At 69.9% G+C, this 22,496-nt stretch carries 17 protein-coding genes; 11 read left to right on the top strand and 6 right to left on the bottom strand.

Annotation, left to right across the window (positions count from 1 at the left end):
• Positions 1–34 precede the first annotated feature (34 nt).
• Together C5O27_RS04195 and C5O27_RS04190 are read left to right on the top strand one after the other, a co-directional pair.
• Complete coding sequence (locus tag C5O27_RS04195) at positions 35–1,402, top strand: MFS transporter (RefSeq protein WP_127961989.1); 1,368 nt, start codon at positions 35–37, stop codon at positions 1,400–1,402.
• A 63-nt stretch (positions 1,403–1,465) separates the two neighbouring features.
• Positions 1,466–2,983 carry an ATP-dependent DNA ligase gene (locus C5O27_RS04190; protein ID WP_040004392.1) on the top strand — a complete coding sequence of 506 codons (1,518 nt, stop codon included), beginning with the start codon at positions 1,466–1,468 and terminating at the stop codon, positions 2,981–2,983.
• A gap of 12 nt (positions 2,984–2,995) precedes the next feature.
• Here C5O27_RS04190 and C5O27_RS04185 read toward each other — a convergent pair whose 3' ends face one another.
• The gene (locus tag C5O27_RS04185) at positions 2,996–3,874 is read right to left on the bottom strand and encodes an anti-sigma factor (RefSeq protein ID WP_006360781.1); all 879 of its coding nucleotides are present in this window, start codon (positions 3,872–3,874) and stop codon (positions 2,996–2,998) included.
• Positions 3,875–4,051: 177 nt separating this feature from the next.
• Positions 4,052–4,459, bottom strand: coding sequence for a YccF domain-containing protein (locus tag C5O27_RS04180; protein ID WP_006360780.1), 408 nt, complete (start codon positions 4,457–4,459; stop codon positions 4,052–4,054).
• A 96-nt stretch (positions 4,460–4,555) separates the two neighbouring features.
• Between C5O27_RS04180 and C5O27_RS04175 the strand changes: the two genes are divergently transcribed.
• Entirely contained in the window at positions 4,556–4,810 is a 255-nt protein-coding gene (locus C5O27_RS04175) for a hypothetical protein (RefSeq protein WP_006360779.1), read from the top strand.
• 39 nt (positions 4,811–4,849) lie between these two features.
• Positions 4,850–5,506 carry a hypothetical protein gene (locus C5O27_RS04170; protein ID WP_006360778.1) on the top strand — a complete coding sequence of 219 codons (657 nt, stop codon included), beginning with the start codon at positions 4,850–4,852 and terminating at the stop codon, positions 5,504–5,506.
• Between the two features lie 67 nt (positions 5,507–5,573).
• Here C5O27_RS04170 and C5O27_RS04165 read toward each other — a convergent pair whose 3' ends face one another.
• The gene (locus C5O27_RS04165; RefSeq protein WP_127961988.1) at positions 5,574–6,134 is read right to left on the bottom strand and encodes a maleylpyruvate isomerase family mycothiol-dependent enzyme; all 561 of its coding nucleotides are present in this window, start codon (positions 6,132–6,134) and stop codon (positions 5,574–5,576) included.
• Between the two features lie 37 nt (positions 6,135–6,171).
• Here C5O27_RS04165 and C5O27_RS04160 point away from each other — a divergent pair, with 37 nt between their 5' ends.
• The 5 genes from C5O27_RS04160 to C5O27_RS04140 all read left to right on the top strand — a co-directional run bounded on the left by C5O27_RS04160 (position 6,172) and on the right by C5O27_RS04140 (position 11,231).
• Entirely contained in the window at positions 6,172–7,005 is an 834-nt protein-coding gene (locus C5O27_RS04160) for a helix-turn-helix domain-containing protein (RefSeq protein WP_127961987.1), read from the top strand.
• Positions 7,006–7,105: 100 nt separating this feature from the next.
• Entirely contained in the window at positions 7,106–8,413 is a 1,308-nt protein-coding gene (locus C5O27_RS04155; protein ID WP_042378458.1) for a GAF domain-containing protein, read from the top strand.
• Between the two features lie 193 nt (positions 8,414–8,606).
• Positions 8,607–10,130: an acetaldehyde dehydrogenase ExaC gene (gene exaC / locus C5O27_RS04150; protein ID WP_127961986.1), complete on the top strand. Its 1,524-nt coding sequence runs from the start codon at positions 8,607–8,609 to the stop codon at positions 10,128–10,130.
• A 32-nt stretch (positions 10,131–10,162) separates the two neighbouring features.
• Entirely contained in the window at positions 10,163–10,588 is a 426-nt protein-coding gene (locus C5O27_RS04145) for a DUF779 domain-containing protein (RefSeq protein ID WP_006360773.1), read from the top strand.
• 100 nt (positions 10,589–10,688) lie between these two features.
• The gene (locus C5O27_RS04140) at positions 10,689–11,231 is read left to right on the top strand and encodes a hypothetical protein (RefSeq protein ID WP_040004389.1); all 543 of its coding nucleotides are present in this window, start codon (positions 10,689–10,691) and stop codon (positions 11,229–11,231) included.
• Here the strand turns inward: C5O27_RS04140 and C5O27_RS04135 are convergent.
• From C5O27_RS04135 to C5O27_RS22820, 3 genes are all read right to left on the bottom strand, one after another.
• Entirely contained in the window at positions 11,200–12,732 is a 1,533-nt protein-coding gene (locus C5O27_RS04135) for a dynamin family protein (protein WP_127961985.1), read from the bottom strand. The genes C5O27_RS04140 and C5O27_RS04135 overlap by 32 nt on opposite strands.
• Positions 12,732–14,669, bottom strand: coding sequence for a dynamin family protein (locus C5O27_RS04130; protein WP_127961984.1), 1,938 nt, complete (start codon positions 14,667–14,669; stop codon positions 12,732–12,734). Before C5O27_RS04130 ends, C5O27_RS04135 begins: the two co-directional genes overlap by 1 nt.
• A gap of 153 nt (positions 14,670–14,822) precedes the next feature.
• A complete protein-coding gene (locus C5O27_RS22820) occupies positions 14,823–17,897 on the bottom strand; it encodes an IniB N-terminal domain-containing protein (protein ID WP_208651423.1) in 3,075 nt (1,024 codons plus the stop codon).
• 341 nt (positions 17,898–18,238) lie between these two features.
• On the opposite strand from C5O27_RS22820, the gene C5O27_RS04120 reads away from it, so the two are divergent.
• Both C5O27_RS04120 and C5O27_RS04115 read left to right on the top strand, forming a co-directional pair.
• Positions 18,239–19,978: an Hsp70 family protein gene (locus tag C5O27_RS04120; RefSeq protein WP_127961983.1), complete on the top strand. Its 1,740-nt coding sequence runs from the start codon at positions 18,239–18,241 to the stop codon at positions 19,976–19,978.
• 10 nt (positions 19,979–19,988) lie between these two features.
• The gene (locus tag C5O27_RS04115) at positions 19,989–22,463 is read left to right on the top strand and encodes a helix-turn-helix transcriptional regulator (RefSeq protein WP_127961982.1); all 2,475 of its coding nucleotides are present in this window, start codon (positions 19,989–19,991) and stop codon (positions 22,461–22,463) included.
• Positions 22,464–22,496 lie beyond the last annotated feature (33 nt).

The raw sequence follows: 22,496 nt of genomic DNA, 5'->3' as shown, positions 1-22,496 counted from the left end.
ATGTGACCTGACTCGCAGGCGTAACCTGCCACGAATGAGCGAGTCCGCGGTCCGCAATCTCGACCACCCCGAACAGCCTCCGGTGCCCCGGCGCCGGATAGTCATCGCCTCGATGGTCGGTACGAGCGTCGAGTTCTTCGACTTCTACATCTACGCCACCGCCGCGGTGCTGGTGTTCCCGGTGTTGTTCTTCCCGAAGGGCGACGACACGGCTGCACTGCTGGCGTCGTTCGCGACGTTCGGACTCGCCTTCGTCGCACGCCCGGTCGGCTCGGTCCTGTTCGGCCACTTCGGAGATCGCATCGGCCGCAAGGCGACTCTCGTCGGTTCACTGCTCACGATGGGTATAGCCACCTTCGTGATCGGACTCCTGCCGAACTTCGATCAGGTGGGTTATCTCGCGCCGGCCCTGCTCGCGCTGATGCGCTTCTGCCAGGGCCTCGGACTCGGTGGTGAATGGTCCGGCGCGGCACTTCTCGCGACCGAGACCGCGGAGAAAGGCAAACGCGCCTGGGCGGCGATGTGGCCGCAGCTGGGTGCGCCGATCGGCTTCTTCTTCGCCAACGGGATGTTCCTGCTGCTGATCTTCGGCCTCGACTTCGACGCGAAGACCTCGCCCGCCGACCATGCGTTCATGACATGGGGATGGCGAATCCCGTTCCTGGCCAGTGCGATCATGGTCGTCATCGGTCTGTATGTGCGTCTCAAGCTCACCGAGACGCCGGTGTTCGCCAAGGCCGTCGAGGAGGGCAAGAAGGTCAAGACCCCGCTCGCCGAGGTCGTCAGGACCAGCTGGCGTCAGCTGATCGCCGGCACCTTCATCATGGTCGCGACATACACGCTCTTCTACATCGTGACGACGTGGATCGTCTCGTACGGCACCGGCAAGGTGACCGACGCGTCGGGCGTGAAACTGTCGTTCAGCTACGCCGACTTCCTGCAGTTGCAGATCATCGCGGTGCTTTTCTTCGCCGGATTCGTGATGGTCTCCGGACGGCTTGCCGACAAGTACGGCCGTCGGGCGTTCCTCCTCGTGATCACGGTGATGATCATCGTCTTCGGTCTGTTCTTCGCACTGATCCTCGATCCGTCGTCGATGGACAACGGGCGGATGCTGTTCTTCCTCATCCTCGGCATGACCCTGATGGGTCTCACCTTCGGGCCGATGAGCGCGATCCTGCCGGAGCTGTTCCCGACCAACGTGCGCTACACGGGTTCGGGTATCTCCTACAACGTCTCGTCGATCATCGGTGCCGCGGTCGCGCCGTTCATCGCGACGTGGATCGTCGCCGACTTCGGTGTGGGTTGGGTCGGTGTCTACCTCGCCGTCGCCGCGTGCACGACGCTGATCGCACTGCTCAGCGTCCGGGAGACCAAGACGGTCGACCTGAGCGAGGTCTGACCTTCCGGGCCGGGTACCGCGAGGTACCCGGCGGTGTCGGACCCGGCGGGTACCTTCGGAGGGATGAAGCTGATCGACGTGGTGCAGACGTCCTCTGACGTCGCACGCGATCGCTCACGCACCCGCAAGACCGAGGTGCTCGCCGGCCTGCTGGCCACTGCCGCCGACGCCGAGCTGCCGATCGTGGTCGCCTGGCTGTCGGGTGAAATCCCGCAGGGCAGGTTGGGTGTGGGCTGGCGGTCGCTGTCGAAACTGGCGTCCGAACCGGCCGGAGAACCGTCGCTCGAGGTCGCCGAGGTCGACGCCGCTTTCGGTGAACTCGCCGCCGCGAGCGGACCCGGTTCGACGACCCGCCGCGCCGAGATCCTCGCCGCGATGTTCGCCGCCGCCACCGAACCCGAGCAGAAGTTCCTCATCGCCCTGCTCACCGGCGAACTGCGCCAGGGTGCGCTGGCCGGGGTCATGACCGATGCGATCGCCAAGGTCACCGGGGAATCGCTGACCGCGGTGCGTCGCGTCCACATGCTCACCGGATCGCTCCCGGAGACCGCGGCCCTTGCACGTTTCGGCGCCGAGGCGTTGGCCGGCGTGGGACTCGAGGTGGGCCGCGCCGTCGAACCGATGCTCGCGACGCCCGCCGACAACCTCGACGCCGCCCTGGAACTCCTCGGTCCCGACCTCGTCGTCGACTACAAACTCGACGGTGCGCGAATCCAGGTTCACCGCAAGGGCACCGACATCTCGGTGTACACCCGCACGCTCCGCGACGTCACCGGGAACGTGCCCGACCTCGTCGAGGTGATCGCCGGACTGCCCTGCGACTCGGTCATCCTCGACGGCGAGACCCTCATGCTCAGCGACGACGGACGCCCGCGGTCGTTCCAGGACACGATGAGCCGCTTCGGTTCCGGGCCGACCGCCGCCGGTGAGCCGGAGCGGCTGCTCAAGCCGTTCTTCTTCGACTGTCTGCACCTCGACGGCGTCGATCTCATCGACCGTCCGCTGTCCGAACGTCTCGCCGCCATCGACTCCATCGCCCCGCAGTTGCGCATTCCCGCGGTGACCCGTCCGACCGCGGCGGAGGCCCGACGCCACTTCGACGCCGCCATGGCCGACGGTCATGAAGGCGTGATGGTCAAGTCCCTCGACGGTCTCTATGTCGCGGGCCGACGCGGGAAGGCATGGCAGAAGGTCAAACCCACGCACACCTTCGATCTCGTCGTGCTCGGTGCCGAGTGGGGATCGGGCCGTCGGACGGGTTGGCTGTCGAACCTCCATCTCGGTGCCCGGGACCCCGAGACCGGTGGGTTCATCATGGTGGGCAAGACGTTCAAGGGCCTCACCGACGAGATCCTCCGATGGCAGACCGAGGAGTTCCCGAAGCATGCGACGCATCGGGACACCCACACGGTCCACCTCCGGCCCGAGATCGTCGTCGAGATCGAACTCGATGGTGCGCAACGGAGTTCGCGCTATCCCGGTGGCGTCGCACTCCGGTTCGCGCGAGTCGTGCGGTACCGGCCCGACAAGACCCCCGACCTCGCCGACAGCATCGAGGCCATCCGCGCGTTGCTGAAGTAACGGCTCCGGGAATCAGCTCAACGACAACTGTGCGACCGGTGAACTGGTCGGCTGCGCAGAGCCGCCGGGCGGTTCGACGGTGAACGCCAGGGCATCGGCCGTGTTGATCCCGGACAGCACCGCGGTGGTGACCGGTTCGACGTCCTCGTCGGTCATGGTGCCGGCCGAACGCGTGCCGCCGGGCCCGACGAGCCACATCTGGTACACGGTGCCGGGTTCGGGTGGCGGCACCGAATTCATCACCAGCACAGCGGTATCGGTGGACTGCGCCACGTACACGGTGGCACTCCCGGTGGCAACCGGTGCGCTCGTCGACCGCAGGTCGTCGGCGGAGAACACCTGCTCGGCCGGTGCTGCGACCGGTGGGGGAGCGCCCGGTTCGTCGGAGCTCGACAGTCCGACTGCCCAACCGAGGGCGCCGGCCGCGATCGCGGCGACGGCGGCCGCGGTCAGGTAGGTGAACCGACGAGAGCGTCGAGGGCGTCGCGCATCGAGGTCCGCGGGTGGTTGGGCGACCTCTGGCTGCGGGGCTTCTGGCTGGGGGTCTTCAGGTTCCGGGACTTGGGGTTCCGGGACTGGGGTGACCGTCGGGGTCGGCGCGACATCCGGTGCCGGTGCCGACGGCCGGTCCAGGCCGGCCTCGGCGCGTGCCGCGGTCAGTACCCGGTCACGCAGCGAGGGTGGGGGTGGAGTGGCGGTGGCGGCGCTGATCGCGGCCATGGCCTCCCGGGTCGCCCGGACCTGTGTGGCGAACAGCTCGCGGAACTCCTCGTCGGCGGTCGCGACCCGCGCCTCGATCTCGCGTAGCTCCTCGGAGGACAATGCGTTCAACCCGACCACCGGTGCGAGTTCGAGCAGTTCTGCTGCCTCGGGATCGAGATGGTCAGACATCGCACACCTCCTTCCCTCGCCGTCGTACCGCGTTCACCTTCTGCTGCTGTCCTTCCGATGGGCGGCAGGTACCCGCCCGCATCCGCGGACGCAGAGCGGCGACGCTCGAAGGGGCCCGGGCGTGAAGCTCATGCCCTTTCTTCGGAAACGACGACCGACTCGGATGGGTCGGGCGTCTCACATACGTGCGGGGACGCCGCCCGGCATCTGCTGGTCGGTGGGAACGATCTCGGCGCCGAGGGGGAGCAGCGAGATCGGCACCATCTTGAAGCTCGCGATGCCGAGCGGAATGCCGATGATGGTGATGCAGAGGGCGAGGCCGGTGGTGATGTGGCCGAGGGCCAGCCACAGTCCGGCGACGACGATCCAGATGACATTGCCGATCATCGAGCCCGCGCCCGCGGTCGGTTTGCGGATGACGGTGCGTCCGAAGGGCCAGAGTGCGTAGTTGGCCATCCGGAACGAGGCGATGCCGAACGGGATGGTGATGATCAGGATGCAGCAGATGATGCCGGCGATGACGTAGCCGATCGCCATCCACAGGCCGCACAGCAGCAGCCAGATGACGTTGAGGATGGTCTTCATCTGTCCATTGTGTACGCGTCGGGGCGCGGTGGGGACAAAAGCGTGACCAGCACTGACCTGCCGCCGTGCGGGCGGAGCGCACTACGATGGGACCTCATGGCAGGATTGTCGGCTCGGACGCGGGAAGCGGTGTGGGCGTTGGTCGCCACCCTGGTCCTCGTGATCCGCATCCTCGCGACGATCGTCCTGGTCCTGTTCGTGATCGGCTGGGCTGTCGCGGCCGTCCGCGACTCCCTCGACAATGCCTTCCTGTGGCCGGCGATCGGCGCCGGTGTCGCGTTGCTGCTGAGTACGTACATCTACAGCTACCTGCGGGTGCGTCATCCACGACGCAATGGCTGGATTCCGTAGCTACGCCCCCTGGGGACCCGTGTGCGGCAGGATGCGTGCATGGGTCGACTCTGTCTGTGGTTGATGTTCGCGGGAAGTGTGGTCGCGGTGCTGACGACCGCGTTGTTCGACGGACTCTCAGGGCCGGGCTTCGGCGAGTTCTACGCGATCTCCTCATTTGCCGGAGGGCCCGTCACCGTCTCGGAACCCGGCCGGTACCTCGTCGTCGCGGCCGTGGGCGCCATAGTGGGGCTGCTGACCGGCGTGGTCCTGGGTATCGCCGGCGCGCGGATCGACGAACGCCGACGCATGGGCGTCACTGTTGTTGCGGGCCTTGGAGGGTGCGCGGTGGGAGTTCTTCCGGCCTTGGCACTGGCATACAACGCAGCCGAACTGCCCGGCGGGATGACGCCGCTGGTGCTGTACGCGGTGACTAGTGCCGTTGCCTACGGTCTGGCACTGGCCTCGGTCCACTGGGTCCTGCGGGCGGGAGGTGATCCCGCAGCGAGAGCCACAACCCGGACCACGGCCATCGTGCTGCCCGTCGGCGCCGTGATCGCGACCCTGGCCGGCATCGGAAGTGCATGGCTTCTGGGGTTCTCCACCACCACCTCGACGTGGCTCGTGGTGGTGTGCGTCGTCCTCGTTCTCCTCTCCGTGACGCTCGCGGTGGCGCGTGCGCTGGGGATCGGTTGGCACGAATCCGGTCGAGTGTGAGCTGCTTCGGCTGGTCCGCCGGCTCTGATCGGGCGGCTTCGACGCGGCCCTCGATTGAGGCGCTGAGTCAGGCCCGCCTCCCCAGCCGGGCGAGCAGCGCGGTCTGGCGATCGGCGCCGGCCGGGACGTCGATGTGTTCGCAGACCCCCTCGGAGTAGAGCGCATCCCCGAATCCGTCGGCTGCGGCTTCCATCTCGTCGAGCTGCTCGTCGGTGAAGCGGTGGTCGAGGCCGACCGCGGTGGCGATGTCCCATCGATGGGCGATCATGTCGAAACCGTAGAAACGGATCAAGGTCTCGCCGATGGTGGTCGGACCGAAGTGGCCGTCGAAGGCATGGTCGGCGATGGACGGGTCGGCGAGGCGGGCGGCGACGGCGTCCCGATGGCTGTGCCAGGCCGCCGCGGGATCGTCGAGCGACGGGGCGGGACCGAGGTCGACGCCGTGTCCGGCGAAGAAGTCCCGCTGGGTGTCGACGACGTGCGCCACGACGTCGCGGGCCGTCCAGCCGTCACACGGCGAAGGGTTGGACCAGGCCTCGGCGGGCACCGCCGCGAGGACGTCGCCGAAACCGATGGCATAGGAGTTGTAGTGGTCGCGCAGTGGTGCATTGTCAGTGGTGGTGGTCATGATGACAGTCAAGCGCCACGGCAGGGGACGGTGATTGATGAAACCCGACAAGTCGGGATCGATGCGACTCGACGACGTCGAGCGCGCGCACCTCGTCGACCCCTCGGACGCGAGCTATCGCATCGGCCGGTGGGGTCCCGGCCCCGATCTCGATGAGCTGATGCGCCGCTTCTGGGTGCCGGTCTGGTCGGTCCCGCCGGGCGCGGAGGCACCGCAGCGCGTGCTGCAGTACCCGGTGTGTCTGCTCGTCATCAGCAACACCTACGCCCGCTTCTACGGGGTGGTCACCGGCCTGTCGGAGACGGTCCTCACCGGTGACGGATGGGCGGTCGGCGTGATGTTCACCCCGGGAGCCGGAGGGTTGCTGGTGGGAGACGTCGCGCAGTGGACCGACCGGTTCGATGAACTGTCGGTGGTCTTCGGCGAGTCCGGCACCGACCTCGCGCGGTCGGTACGTGCGGTGATGGAACGTGCGCCGGAGGACGAGGACACCCAGCGCGACGCGACCGACATCGTCGAGAACTGGCTGCGCGGGTATCTGCCGATGGACGACGACGGTCGCCTGGTCAACGCGATCGTCGACTGGGTGGAGAACGATTCGACGGTGATAGCGGTCGCGCAGATCTGCGATCGGTTCCACGTCACCGAACGCAGCCTGCAACGACTCACCCGTCGCCGCCTCGGGCTCACCCCCAAATGGCTGATCCAGCGCCGACGCCTCCAGGAGGCTGCCGAACGTCTTCGCGAACCCGACGAGACCCTGGCCGCCCTCGCCGCCGAACTGTCCTACGCCGACGAGGCCCACTTCGTCCGCGACTTCAAGGCCGTCACCGGCATGACGCCGCGGGAGTTCTCCTCACGGTTCGCTTGACCAGGGCGAGTAGTCTCTACACGCTGGTGAACCCGGATTGTTGCCGGGATCACAGTTTCCCAGGCAGAATCGTCGGCATATGGCGAGTGACGGAGGGCGCATGACTGACGCGGCTGCGGTGGCGACACGCATCCGCCGTGCGTATGAGGAATTCCTCTCCGGTGTCACGCCCCCGACGGACGCGGTCCGCTCCATCGTCCGTGACTCCTGGGCTCGCTCACTGAGCCGAGGCATCGATCCCAGCGACGGCAGTCCGGCCGACGGGTTGCCGACCGGCGAAGCAGTGTCGACGATGACCGCCGACGAGTTCGCCGAGTACCGCGCGACCCACCCGATCACCGCGGTCCGACCCCTGGTCCAGTCACTCATGGTCGACGCGATCGCCGACACCGGAGTCGTCGTCGCGCTGACCGACCAGGTCGGACGGCTGCTGTGGGTCGAGGGGGACTCCGCCGCGCGGGACAAGGCCGGCAACATCAACTTCGTCGAGGGCTCGGTCTGGAGCGAGGAAGCGGTCGGCACCAACGCGCCCGGTCTCGCCCTGGCCGTCGACCGCGGTGTCCAGATCGTCGGTCCCGAACACTTCGCCGGTCCGGTCCAGGAATGGAGTTGCGCCGCGGCGCCGGTGCACGATCCGTTCACCGGGCACGTCATCGGCGTGATCGACGTGACCGGCGGACGCGAGGTCGCGGCCCCGTTCGCGCTCGCGGCGGTCCGGTCGGTGGTCGCCGCGGTGGAGCGGGAACTGCAGTCGAGCGCCGTGGACCTCGCCGACCCGGCGACCTTCCACACGGGTGTCGCGCGGTCGAGCGCCGCCCACCTCACCGTCCTCGGGGACGGTCCGCATCGCTGGCGCCGCACCGCCGACGCGACCAGTGCACGCACCGTGTCGCCGCGGCACGCGGAGATCCTCGTTCTGCTGCAGGCCTTTCCGGAGGGACTCAACACCGAGCAGCTGGCCCTGAAGCTCGCCGAGGAGGGGCTCGATCCGGTGAGCGTGCGCGCCGAGATCTCCCGGCTACGACGCGATCTCGGCGCCGACGTCGTCGCGAGCCGGCCCTACCGCCTCACTCTCGACATCTCCTCCGACATCTCCGACATCCGGTCCCGCATCGAGGGCGGAACCGACCTGGCGTCGGTGGTCGACGACCTCGGCCGCGGTGGATTGCTGGTCGAGTCGACGGCGCCGGGCATCGCGGAGATCTTCGAGGAACTGCGTGAGGACCTCCGGTCACGCCTCATCGCCGGTGGCGACGTCGCCGCGCTGCGCAAGTGGACGTCGTCGGTCCACGGGCGCGACGACCTCGTTGCGTGGCGTCGCCTCGAACACCGTCTGCCGGTCGGGCACCCCGACCGCGCCGTCGTCGGCGGCCGCATCAGGTTGCTCGACAAGCGTTATGGGGTCTGAGGCTTCGACGGAGCTCAGCCGGTGGGGAGTCGCAGCCGGCAACAGGGCTGGTCAGGCCGCGTTGCGAACGTTGCAACCCTCGTGCAACGAGCTCACACCTACTGTGTGGAACAGATCACATCGGACGTCCAGGGGTGTCCTACGTGACAGAGTCCAGCGCCCTCGAGAAGAGGCCGACACGCAAGGAGTGACCATGACCGTCTTCGCAAAGCCCGGTGCCGATGGCTCGGTGATGAGCTACGAGTCGCGCTACGACAACTGGATCGGCGGCCAGTGGACCCTGCCGGTGAAGGGTCTGTACTTCGAGAACCCGTCGCCGGTGGACGGCAAGACGTTCTGTGAGGTCGCCCGCTCGACCGCCGAGGACATCGACCTCGCCCTCGACGCCGCCCACAAGGCCGCCCCGGCGTGGGGCAAGACCCCCGTCGCCGAGCGCTCCCTCGCACTGCTCCGCATCGCCGACCGCATGGAGGAGAACCTCGAGAAGCTCGCGGTCGCCGAGACCTGGGACAACGGCAAGGCCGTCCGTGAGACGCTCGCCGCCGACATCCCGCTCGCCATCGATCACTTCCGCTACTTCGCCGGTGCGCTGCGCGCCCAGCAGGGCGGGATCTCGGAGATCGACGAAGACACCGTGGCGTACCACTTCCACGAGCCGCTCGGCGTCGTCGGCCAGATCATCCCGTGGAACTTCCCGATCCTCATGGCCGTCTGGAAGCTCGCCCCGGCTCTCGCCGCCGGCAACGCGGTGGTGCTCAAGCCCGCCGAGCAGACCCCGGCGTCGATCCTCTACCTGGTGAGCCTCATCAGCGACCTGCTGCCCGCCGGTGTTCTCAACGTGGTCAACGGATTCGGCGTCGAGGCCGGCAAGCCCCTCGCCTCGAGCAACCGCATCCGCAAGATCGCCTTCACCGGTGAGACCACCACCGGACGCCTGATCATGCAGTACGCGTCGGAGAACCTGATCCCGGTCACCCTCGAGCTCGGTGGCAAGAGCCCCAACATCTTCTTCAACGACGTCATGTCGTCCGACGACGGCTTCCTCGACCGTGCGTTGGAAGGCTTCTCGATGTTCGCGCTCAACCAGGGCGAGGTGTGCACCTGCCCGAGCCGCGCGCTGATCCAGCAGGACATCTACGACGAGTTCATCGCCAAGGCCGTCGACCGCGTCTCGAAGATCAAGCAGGGCAACCCGCTCGACACCGACACCATGATGGGTGCACAGGCATCGAACGACCAGTTCGAGAAGATCTCGTCGTACCTGGCCATCGGTCGCGACGAGGGCGCCCAGGTGCTCACCGGCGGCGAGGTCGCGGATCTCGGTGGCGACCTGTCCGGCGGCTTCTACATCAAGCCGACGGTCTTCCAGGGCAACAACAAGATGCGCATCTTCCAGGAGGAGATCTTCGGCCCCGTCCTCGCGGTCACCACCTTCAAGGACTTCTCCGACGCCATGCACATCGCCAACGACACCCTGTACGGCCTCGGTGCCGGCGTGTGGAGCCGCGACGGTGCGACCGCCTACCGTGCGGGCCGCGAGATCCAGGCCGGTCGTGTGTGGACCAACACCTACCACGACTACCCGGCACACGCTGCCTTCGGCGGCTACAAGCAGTCCGGCATCGGTCGCGAGAACCACCTGATGATGCTCGAGCACTACCAGCAGACCAAGAACCTCCTGGTCGGTTACGCTCAGAACGCGAAGGGCTTCTTCTGAGCCACTCACCAACCCACAGAAGGTGATTGAGAATGACCACCGAACAGATTGCTCCTGATCGGGTGGTCGCCACAGACGCCGCCGTGCAGCTCCTGACCAAGTTGTCGGAGTTGCACGGCGGACTCATGATCCACCAGTCCGGTGGATGCTGTGACGGCTCGGCCCCGATGTGTTATCCGGTGGGGGAGTACCGGGTCGGCCAGCGCGACGTGCTGGTCGGCGAGATCGAACTCCCCGAACCCATTCCGGCAGTGCGGGTCTGGATCAACGGTGACCAGTTCGAGCTGTGGAAGCACACGCAGCTCATCCTCGACGTCGTGAAGGGGCGCGGTGCCGGGTTCAGTCTGGAAGCGCCCGAGGGCGTTCGATTCCTCTCGCGGGCGCGAGCTTTCACCGAGGAGGAGAACCAACTCCTCGCCGCGTCGCCACCCTTGACGGGCGCGACCGCCGGGCCCTGACCGGCCAGTCCACAGAATGCGTCGTGAGTATCGGAAACCGATACTCACGACGCATTCTCGGTTTCCCGGACAGACGTCGTCGAGCGCATACGATCAGAGCATGTCGATGCCCGGCGATGCCCCACCACCTCGACCCCGCGTGGCTGTCACCCCCATGCGGCCGGAGCGGATTACCGAACGCGCCGGCGCCGCCCGCTGGGTCGTCCTCGGGTGGATCGTCACCGTGGCGCTGACCGTGGTCACCGTGCTGCTGATCGTGGCGTCGCTCGACGACATCCGCGCGGTCCTGGCCGCCGATCTGATCCGCGAACATCCCGACAGCGGCACCGACGCCGGGCGCGCGGTCGACGTCTCGCTGCTCATCGGCGCGGGTGTCGCCCTGGTCGTCGTGGTGCTCGGTGTGACGGGAGCCGTCCGACTCTGGAACGGCCGACGATCGGGGCGGACGCTCCTGACGGTCGGGGCGCTGGTCGCGACCGCCGGCGCGGTAGGTTTCCACCTCACCGTCGGACCGTCGTCGGCAGGGCTCGGCGACGCCGGGTTGCCCACCCCGGCGCTGTGGGCGCCGACGGCTGCGGCGGTGATCGCGCTGGTCGCCACCGGGGCCGCGTTCACCCGCGCGGTGAGTACATCCCTGCGCTGAAACCGCTTGTCCCGGTGTGCGACCCTGCCTCGTAGAGGCGCGCGACGATGCCCTCGGCGCTCCGGACGGCCACCTGACAGGCAGACGCGACGGCCGGTGTGATCAGCGGGTGGCCGGCGAGGGAGCGCCACGTGCGAGCGGCCTCGATCGCCGACGCACGAATCGTCGGTTCATCCGTCCCGGCGGGGACACCCAGACGTGTCGAGGGATCGATCCCCGAGCCGCCGATCAACCGGGTGAGGTCGGCGATCTGGTCCGCAGGAAGGTCGAGACCGCCGCCGCGGATGCTGGTGAGGAGTCGAAGTTCGCGGAATCCGTGCACGTCGGCGAGTTCGCGCCGGACCGACACCCGCAGCTGCGCCGCCTGCGTCGACGCGGACGCCGCCAGCAGGTGATCGAGAGTGACCAGTGCCGAATGGGATTTGAGTTCGTCTGCGCGCTGGGCGAACTGGGTGTCGATGATGGCACTCAACTCCGGCAGACCGCTGCGATCGAGGAGTTCCGCGGCCAGGTCGGCCGACGACGTCGCACCGAACCGGATGAGCGTGACCGCCAGCCGGATTCCGAAGACGCCGAAACGCTCGGCCAGCGAACGCCGGAGACCGGCGGGGATGCCGGGCAGGATGTCGGGCCGGGCGAAACGATCGACTGTCAGCAGCGCCGCCTCGAGCTCCGGTCCCGGCGTCGAGGCCAGCTGTGCCAGCGCACGGAACTCGACCTCGCGCAGCGTCCGGGCCGCCAAGGCGAGCAGCCCCGCGACGGGGACCACCGCCTGGCAGAGGCCCGTTCGCTCGAGTTCACCGGCGAAGCGGCCCGCGATCTGCTGCGCGGAGATCATCGCGTCCATCCGGCCGGCGCCCAGCTCGTCGGCTCGGGACACGACGCCGATCACCCCCAGCGGGCCCGACGAACCGCCGATCGCGGAGCCGATACGCCGTAGCATGGCCGTGTCCGTGGCCGTGAGAGATCGCAGCAGGTAGACGACCGCGTCGACCCCGGACTGTCCCCGGTGCTCGTCGGCGCGGGGCGCGAGGAGACGAATTGTGGAGTCGGACAGCTCCGTCGACAGCGACGCGGTGCCCGGCGTGTCCACGATCGTGGTGGATTGCAGAGCGCGGGCCGGCCATTCGACGTCGAGATGGTCCACCTGGTCGGCGGTGAGACGCCCGAAGTCGAAGCCCAGTCGTCCGTCGATACGGGTCACCGGGATTCCGACGGCACGACCGTCGTCGACGTGTGCGGTCACCGACGGCGACCGTCCGCTGCGGTACCAGGTCACGACCCGCGTGCACTCGGTGGCATCGGTCGGCGCGATGTCCTGTCCGACAAGCGCATTGAGCAACGTGGATTTGCCGGCCTTCAGCGATCCCGCCAACGCGACCCGGACCGGCTGGTACATGCGGTGCTCGCAGAGGTCGAGCTCGGCCTGCGCCCGCGGATCCTCGGCCAGGGAGCCACGAGCGGCATCGAGAAGTGCACGCGCACGATCGATCCCGGCCATCAGCGGGACTGTCCGGCCGCGTGACGACCGACCTTCGGTTGCGCCGGATCGGTGTGAGCCGGGTCGAGGGGAGTTGGGTCGAAATGATCGGCGGCCTTGCGCAGGGCGGCGACCGCCGCCAGCCGGGACTCGAGTTCGGCGGCTCGACGGGTCCGCTCGGACTCGGTGGAGGTCGCGGCGGACTGTGCGGCGCTGAGGGATTCGGAGATGGAGCGGGCGGTCTGCTCGGCGACCGAGCTGAAGTGGTCGCGCAACACGCGCTGGATCACCCGTAACCGGTCCCGGGACTCCTTGCCCACCTGGAAGCTGACGTCATCGGTGAACGCTCGCACCGCCACCTTCGCCTTGGCGCGGCGCTCGAGCACCTTCGCCTGTTTGTCGTCGCGGTATGCCTTGGTGCCCAACAGGAGTCCGGCACCCACCGACACCGGATTGATCAGGGCCATACCGACCATCGTCGAGATGAGCCCGAACATCAGCACGCCGCCGTAGGAACCTCGCATGCCGATCAACAGTTTCTGTGTGACACCGATCCTGCCGCTGTCGAGTTCGGCGAGTTCGGCCACCGAGTCGAGCACACCGGTCAGATCGGCGGCATCGAAGTCGGGGAGGGAAGTCTGGCCGGCGGCCGCGAAATGGTCGGCGACCCGTTCGGCCAGCCAGACCGACCGCTCGTGAGCCCAGACGAAGTTGTCGCCGATGACCGTCGCCGTCTGCTCGGTCAGCCACTCGGCGAGTTGTTCCCAGTCGACGCCCGGATCGCCCTCGTCGATGGCGCGTTCGGCCTCGCGGGTGACCGCGCGGAGCCGATCGCGGAGGTCGTGGTCGATGTCGGCGGCGAGGTCGGCGACCCCGTCGGCCAGAGTCTGTTGCCACTGGGCGGATTGGCGGCGCATCGCCTCGGCGTCGGCCTTGGCCTCGTGCAGCGCCCGGACGGCCTTGGTCGCGGTGTCCGGATCGCGGAGTGCCGCCAGCTCGCTGCCGAGGGTGAGGGCGAGATGCTCACTGACCACCCGGAGGTCGGTGGCGACCGCTCCGCGGGTCGCCTGCTGAGCGGTCGCCACCACGTGATCGCGGAGGTACCGGTACAGGTCGAGGAATCCGGCTTCGGCGTTCAGTTGTTCGTCGCCGAGGCGCAGCGCGTGCGAACGCAGCACCGACGACACCGGAAGCAGCGGAATGTCGATGCCGGCGGCCTGGAGATGCGAGCGATCGGCGTCGGCGACGGCCCGCCAGTGCGGATACAGGTCGGTCTTCGTGAGCAGGCAGGCGACGGTCGGGCACAGCCCGATCACCTGCTGGAGGAAGGACATCTCCGGCGCCGTGAACTCCTGGCTGGCATCCGACAGCACCAGCACTGCGTCGGCGGCCGCCACCATGCCCAGAGTGGCTGCGGCGTAGGGGTGCCCGTGGCCGCCGACGCCGGGGGTGTCGACGAGGACGAGCCCGTCCGCCAGCAGCGGGCCGGGCGCACCGATCTCCAGTCGCAGCACCTCACGGCCACCGGCGAGGGGCGAATCGGGGGTGACCGCACCGATCGCGTCCATCGGGACCGGGATGCGATTGTCGGCGGACGGACCGTCGACGACGAGGTGGGCCGTGGGCTGCAGAGCGTGCGAGATGACGGTCGGCACCGCGGTCGTCTCGTCGTCTCCCACCGAGCACACGTCGAGGTCCAGCAGAGCGTTGACGAAGTGGCTCTTGCCCTGTTTGAGCTGTCCCACCACGACAATTCGCAGGCGGGGGTCGGAGACGCGGGTCCGCGCGCCGTCGAGGCGGGTGACGAGGTCGGTTCGCCCGGCCTCGCGGGCCACCTCCGACATCGTGCTCAGCAGATCGCCGATCGTCGACGGTGTTGCCTGGGTGCCGGTCGCAGGGGCGCGCGCGACATCGCCCGTCCGTCTGGCGGGCGGGTTCTCGGCGGGGAAACTTGTCATGGTGTCCTCACGGTAGTTCTGAGTCGGCGCACGCGGTCGGCATTGGGGAGGTGTCCGGTGCGCACCGCGGAGACGAGGTCGGCCCCGGCACCGTCCGCGTCCAGTGAGGTACTGGCGTCGGGCGATGCCGGGGCGAAGCCGTCGGGTCCGGGGTCAGCCGGCGTCCGGTCCGGCGTCGACGTCTCCGGATGCGGTGGTACCGGCATCCGAGTCGGCTCCCAACCCGCCGGTGAGACCTCCGGTCAAACCACCTGTCAGCCCGCTGGTCAGCCCTCCGGTGAGGCCGCTCGTCGTGTCGACGACACCACCGACCGTCGAGTCGAGGGCGCCACCGAGTCCGGCGTCGGCGTGCGCGTCGCCGCCGAGGTCGACGCCGCCACCGGCTTCGCCACCGCCCGTGAGTCCGCCGGTCAGGCTGCCCGAGAGGTCGCCCGGAAGGTCGCCGCCCAGGTTCCCGACTGCGTCGGTCGTCGCGCCGAGGGTGCCCCCCAGCGTCGAGTCGACGGCAGCGGTCGCGTCGCCGCCGACAGTGGCAGCACCGCCGGAGACGGCGGTCGCCAGGTCGCCGGTGACATCCGCGGGGAGCGAACTGTCGAGGCCCAGGCCATCGCCGAGTCCGAGTCCACCGCCGAGTCCGAGATCGCCGCCGAGTCCGAGATCGCCACCGAGGGTCGAACCGAGCCCCGACTCCAGCGTCGTCCCGAGTCCGGCGAGTCCGCCGCCGAGTCCCGTCTCGAGGCCGCCGGTGACGTCACCGACGGCACCGCCTGTCAGTCCGCCGGCCAGGATCGGGCCGCCCACGCTGATGCCGTCCTCGGGCGAGATCACGAGACTCGGGTTGAGCACCGCGCCGAGTTCACCGGTCAGCGCCCCGTTGAGACCGCCCGTGGCCTGCAGTGTCGATTCCAGCGTGGTGACCAAGCCGTTGGTGGCCGCGAGGTCGACGTCGAGCGCATTGCTCAGCGTGCTGGTCAGCGCACCGCCCAGGTCCGCTCCGCCGGCCAGCCGTCCGACGAGGTCGCCACCGAGGTCGCCGGTCAGCGCGGTACCGAGGACGGCGCCGAGTGATGCGCCGAGGTCGGCTCCCACGTCACCGCCGGCCCCCAGGACCGTTCCCAGCGTGGCGGTGAGGTCGCCGGCCGTCTCGGTGACCAGGCCCAGATCGGCGCCCGCCCCGAGCGCGGCGTCCAGCGCCCCGCCGAGCTGGGTGATCAGGGCGCCGTCGACACCGAGCGCCCCACCGAGGTCACCTGCCAGTAGCTCGCCGACACCGAGACCGGCACCCGCAGCGGCGTCGAGGATGCCGTCGATACCCGCGGTCGCACCGAGCACACCGCCGAGCGCGGCCCCGAGCTCTGCAGCGAGATCGCCTCCGCCACCCAGTGCGGCACCCAACTGGGCGGCCAGGTCGGTGGCGAGGCCTGCGTCGAGGAGACCGGTCAGGTCGGTGCCGAGTACGCCGCCGAGTCCCAGAGCCCCGCCCAGCGCGGCCCCGAGATCGGCACCGGCAGCTGCTCCCAGGACGCCGCTGAGCACGGTGCTCAGCGCGGTGTCCAGACCGACGCCCGCCGACAGCAGCCCGCCGAGTGCGCCACCCAGCTCGCCGCCCAGACCGCCGACCACGTTCAGCCCGCCTTCGAGGGCGCCCCCGACGGAGCCCTCGAAGACGCTGCCGAGTCCCGCGCCCAGTCCCAGGCCGGTCTCGAGTCCTGCGCCGAGTCCGGCGGTCAGATCGGCCGCGAGGCCGCCGTCCAGCGCGGCGGCCAGGGTGCCGCCTAGTGCGGCGCCCAGGGCGCCCGCGGCATCGCCACCGGCTTCGAGGCCTGCGGTGAGCGCGCCGGCGACGGTCGCTCCCAGGTCGCCACCCGCGGCGAGGACCGCGTCGAGGTCGACCAGACCACCGGCGGCCAGCACCGATTCCAGGGTCGCCGCGAGACCCGCCTGGGCGCCCCCGCCCACTCCGAGAGCGGCGGTCAGCGCACCGCCGAGAACCGCGTTCGCACCCGCCGCACCGGTCAGCGCCAATCCGCCGGCCGCGGCAGCGGTGGAGGTCAGAGCAACGCCCAGAGCGGTGCCGACCGACGCGGCGGCCGAACCGCCCGCCGCCAGGGTCGAGCCGAGGGCGCCGGTCAGGGTCGCACCGAGCTCACCGGACAGGTCGGCGACGGCCTGCGCGTCGAGTAGTCCGGACAGCGTCGCGGACAGGTCACCGGCGGCGTCGAGCGTCGAGGTGAGGGCGGCGGTCAGGTCGGCCGACAGGTCGGCATCGAGGCCGAGCGCGCCGGAGAGGACCGCGGAGATGGCGCCGTCCGCACCGAGTCCGGCGGCGAGCGCGGTGGCGAGATCGGCGCCGAGCGCCCCGCCGGCACCGAGGGTGGCGCCGAGCAGTCCGCCGAGGGTCGCGCCGAACTCGCCCGCGAGTTCGCCGCCCGCACCGAGCGCCGACGACAACTGGGCGGCGAGTCCGCCTCCGAGTCCCAGGCCGGCGCCCGCGGCGAGGAGGGCGTCGAGCGATGCGCCGAGCTGACCGATCAGCGCACCTTCGGCGTCGATCGCGCCGGCCAGCGCACCGGCGATCACCGGGCCGGCGCCCGCACCGAGTTCGAGGCCGCCGGCGACCACGGTGTCGAGGGCGGCGCCCAGGGTGGCGCCGAACTGTGCGGCCACGGCACCTCCGGCGCCCAGCCCGGCGGACAGGGCCGCACCGAGGGCGACGGCCAGCTGGCCGGCCAGGTCCAGGTCACCGAAGGCGATACCGCCGAGGTCCAGGTCGGCGAGGGAAAGGCCGGACAGGTCGACGCCCCCGAGCCCGATACCGCCGAGGAGCCCGCCGAAGTCGAAGTCGCCCAGGCCGATTCCGCCGAGGTTCACGCCACCGAGGTTCACGCCTCCGAGGCCGATGCCGCCCCCGCCGAGGTTGATGTCTCCGAGGCCCAGCCCGCCGAGACCGAACCCGATCCCGCCCCCGGCGTTCGCCCCACCTCCGACGGCACCGCCGATCGACCCCCCGCCGGCACCGATGGCACCAACCAGGCCGCCACCGGCGGCGCCACCGGCAGCCAGGCCGGAGTCGGCGACGAGCGGAGCCGCGGCCGAGATGTGGGCGGGCGTGATCCCGGTGAGCCCGGCGCGGTCGATCGCCGCTTGGGGATCACCGCAGTAGCTGTTGAACGCGTCCTCGTCGCGGAGCAGACCGAGGATGAAGTCGAGTACCGCATTGGTCGGCATGGCGTCGTTCCTTGCGTCGGAGAGATCGCAGTTCGATCCCGTGTCGAGTTCGACGCTAGGCAGTGGCACGCTCCGGGACATCGGGGCAAATCCCTAGTCCTGTCGCGGACCCGGTGAATAGGGGGCAGACCCCGGGGGTGGCGATGTCGGTAGGGGGCAGGGGAGTTTTCCCCTAATCGCGGCCGAAACGCTAACGGCCGGGTCATGGCCCGCGACACACTCAGTGAAGTGCAGCGCCGGCATCGGTCGCGGCACGCGCCATCAGACGAACATCCACGCTGCGCGAGCGGCAGGTGATCGCCATCGACCACCCCCGCGGGTGGGAACAGGAGTTGACCGACATGGGCATCACGATCGGTGTGAAGGTCGGGAGCGCGAACAGTGTCGCGGTCGTCGCCTCGGAACACTCGTGGGAGAACTCGCTCTCGGTCGGGACCGCCGGCCTGGTGGGTTACGGCGACTTCCTCGACCGTGTCGGCGATCCGGTGCCGGTACTCGACGACCGCGGACAGAGCCGGCCCGCCGCGCAGATCCACGCAGAGGCGGTCGCCGCCCTGCTCACCCGACTCGAGCTCACCGACACCGTCGATCACCTGACCGTCGTGCATCCCGACACGTGGACGTCGCAAGCGGTCGACGAGGCCCACGCTGCCCTCCGCGCGCGGGACGACGTGCCGACGGGCGAGATCAGCTGGATACCGGAGTCCCGGGCGACGCTGGCAGCCGTCGAACACAGCGAGGGGGCCTTCGGTCAGGGCCTCGTGATCGGCTACGACCTCGGCGCGTCCGCGCTCACCGTCACCGTGCTCGCCACCGGCGATGAACCCCGTGTGGTGAGTCGGCCGCTGCGCCTCGACTCGGTCAGCGGGAACGAGTTCGACCGGCTCCTGCTGGTACACACGTTGCGGGTCACCGGTGTCGACGCCGAACTCGCCGATCCCGGCCGTGCCTCGTCGGTGCTCGACGATCTGACCCGGCTCCGCACCGACTGCCGCGGAGCCAAGGAAGCCCTGTCGGTCGACACCGACGCGGTCGTCGACGTCCGGGTGGGGGAGGTGACCACCGTCGCCCGACTCGTCCGCGACGACGTCGAGGACCTGGTCCGGGGACCGATCACGGAATCGGTGGCCTTGATCCGCGAAGCCATCGCGAGTGCGGGGGCCGACCAGCCGGGAGGACACCCGGTCCCCGTCACGGCGATCATCCTCGGCGGAGGGGGCGCGTCCATCCCGCTCGTCACCGAGATGCTGTCGGCAACCCTGCGCGTCCCGGTCCTCCTCGACCCCCAACCCGGATCGGCTTCCGCCGCCGGAGCAGCCCTGCTCGGCATGGCGGCGCTCGGCGCGCGTGACTCCGCCGCGACCGAGCCGACCGCCGAGATCCCGGGGCTGGTGCCCGCACCGTCGCCGGGGGAGCGTCCGCTGCGGGAAATCGAGCCCGCTCCCAGTACCCCGGTGACGACTCCGGCGCCTCGCCTGTCCCGGCGGCGGCGAGGATTCCTGATCACGGCAGGCGCCGCGGCGCTGGTGCTGGTCTCGGCCACCGGACTGTCGGTGGGGACGGGTCTGGTCGGATCCACCGGGGAGGCGACGCCGCCTCCCGCCGGTGCGGTGACGACGACGGTCGCCGCGACACCGGGCACACCCGGCCGGGCAGCCACCACCGTCGCCGGAGCCGACGCGGGAGGCCGCACCGCCGACGCCGCGACCGGAACGGGTACGCGGGCCCCCGGCACGGGCACCGCTGCCCCGCGTGGCACGTCCGCCTCCGCCCCGGCGGCCGGTACCCCGGCACCGGGGACCACATCGACCCGCGGCGGCCAGGCACCCGCGACCGGCGGGCAGGCCCCGGCACCGGCGGCTCCACCGGCCGCATCACCTGCGCCCGCGCCCGCGCCGGCGCCGGCGGACCCCGGAAGCGCACCCGTCCCGGATACGAACCCCGCCCCGGCGAATCCCGGACAGCCGAGCACGGGAGGCGATTCGGGCGGCGGCCGGCCGGGCGGTGTCCTGCAGGTGCCCGGCAAGATTCTCGACGGCACCGGTCAGGTCCTGTGTGGCGTCACCCGTGTCGTCTGCTGAAGCCGGGCGGGTGACTGCCTCGCCCTCGCCGACGGTCGGTGATCGTCGGGACTCCGTGTCGGTGTGGGTCGACGACGTCCTCGACCGTGCGCGCACGAGGCTCCCGCTCTGCGCGATCGCCGTCGGCTTCCCGGGAAGCGGACGCACCGGACTGCTGAACGTCGTGTCCGAGGGGCTACGCGAAGTCGACGTCCCGGTCAGCGTCGGCATGCCGACCGGGGGCGATTCGGCCGGTCCGACGGTGGTCCTGGCCGACGACCTCCACACCTGGCCGAGTGACCTCGTCGCACGGATGGCGACGATGGTCGATGCCGGAACCATCGGACTGATCGCCACGGCGGAACCACGTGAAACCGACCCGATCCTCCGCGCGGTGCTGGATCTCGCCCGCCGCTCCGCCACGGTTCTCGACCTCGGCACGATGAGCACGGCAGACGTGCTCATCCACGCGGCTCGGGCCGGTCTCACACTCACACCGGCAACCGCGTCGCAGATCCGTCGACGCTGTGGTGGCGTGCGCAACGTCGTCACCGCTGCGCTGCTCGCGATCCGGGAAGAAGCCGCGGCCGCGGGACTCGGAGAGACCGTCGACGAGCCGGCGGTGGTCGAACGCGTGGCGCGCGACCATCACCATCGCCTGCTCCGGGGCCTCGATCCGACGACCCTGTCCGTTTTGGCCCTCGCGTCGTCACGCGCGCCGCTGGACCCCGAGAGTCTGGCCGAGACACTCGACGTTCCCTACGAGACGGCGGTCGAGGCACTCGACCGGGCGCGGGGGACCGGCCTGCTGCGCGGTGCCGACGGATTCGTTTCCGCGGCGAATGATCCGCTACGCGCGGTTGTCGGAAACCGACGGCTCGACCAGCTCCGCCGTACGTCGGTGGCGGTGCGTCTGCGGGCAAGTGAACTGACCGTCGACGACGCGTTGCACGCAGCGGAAGCGGGGATCGAGGACCCGCGTCTGGTCGACACCCTGCTCGCCGGTGCGGCTGATGCCACGGCGGCACGCGCGGTGGTCCTGCTCCGTGCCGCCGATCGTCTGGAACCGGGGCGTGACGACGTCCGCCTCCTGATGGCCCAGCGCGCCTTGGTCTCCGGTGATGTCGACGGCGCGGGCGAGGTCGCGGACCTCCGTCTCGAGTCGGCTCGCCCCACGGAGAAGGGGATCGAACACTGGGTGGGGATCGCGGCCCTCGTCGCGGCCCAACGTGGTCTCGGTTCTCATGCAGCTGATCTCTACTGTTGGCTCGGCCCCGACAACATTGCGGCCGAATCCCTTTCGGCCGTCACGGCGTTGGTGGCGGTCGGGGACAGGGCATCCGCCGCGGCGGTCGCCGCCGCTGATGCGGGGCGCCCGCCGGTGGGTGCCCGAGCAATACGGTCACGGGCGGTCCGGGGTCTGCTCGTGTCGGTGTGCGCCGACCACGAAGACGGTGACGACGCGGTCGGTCTCGTGGTCCGCGGGCTCACGTCGGCCGTTCCGGGCGGGCGCGATCCCTCGATCGGGAGGACCCTGCATGCCGCGACCGCACTGGCGCTGAACAGCGGTGACCTCGACGCGGCCCGCGCGCTTCGGAAAGCTGCGGGTGACTCCGCCGCAGGAGCTCTGCTCGATGCCGAGATCGCGCTGACCAGCGGAGACCTCGATATGGCCACTCGTCTGCTGCCGGACGACGAGCCCGCCGGCGCGGTCCACCGGTTGCGGACGCACGCCGTCCGCCTCGGCCTCGCTCGTCGCAACGGCGACTCCTCGGCGCTCGCTGCGTTGTGGACCGGGGCGCCGGCGCTGCTCGCCACGACCGAGATCGACCTCTATCTCCTGCGACCCCTCGCCGAGTTCTGGCAGGCCGCTGCACGACTGGACGTCACGGCGTCGATCGACCGGCACATCAGCGCGGCCGATCGGTTGCTCGAATCAGTGGGCAATCCGGTGACCTGGGCGGCACCGTGGCATTTCGCCGGAGTCCAGGCGGGGGTCATCGCTCGTGATGCCGAGCTCGCAACCGAGCGTCAACGACTGCTCCAGGGAGTTGCCGGGAGCAACGCGACCGCCTCGGGCCTCGTGGCGGCTGCCCGCACCTGGATGGCGCTCACCTTCGAGCCGGTCGGCAGCGTCGACGACGCGCAGGTGGCCGCCGCGGTGGCTGCCCTTCGGTTGCGTGGACTGACCTGGGAGGCAGGCCGTTTGGCGGGGATCGCGGCGCTACGCACCGACGACCCGGGCAGGTCGGCGGGCCTGCTGGAGACGGCCCGGTCGGTCGACGCCGATCGTCGCCGCCCCCGCCCCGTCGACGGCCTGCTGACCGAGCGCGAGGCCGAGGTCGCACGTGAACTGTTGCAGGGTTTCACCTATCGGGAGATCGGGGCCCGACTGTTCATCTCGGCGAAAACCGTGGAACACCATGTATCCCGTATCCGACGCCGTTTGGATGCGGGTTCGCGCTCGGAATTGATGGCCGCATTACGGGCCGCGGGATACAGCTGATTTCGCGATTTCATCCCCAAGAGAGAATACGAT

The organism is Gordonia alkanivorans (genome assembly GCF_004011905.1).
GTDB classification, from domain to species: Bacteria; Actinomycetota; Actinomycetes; order Mycobacteriales; family Mycobacteriaceae; genus Gordonia; species Gordonia alkanivorans.
This window is presented reverse-complemented; position numbering and strand designations above follow the sequence as displayed.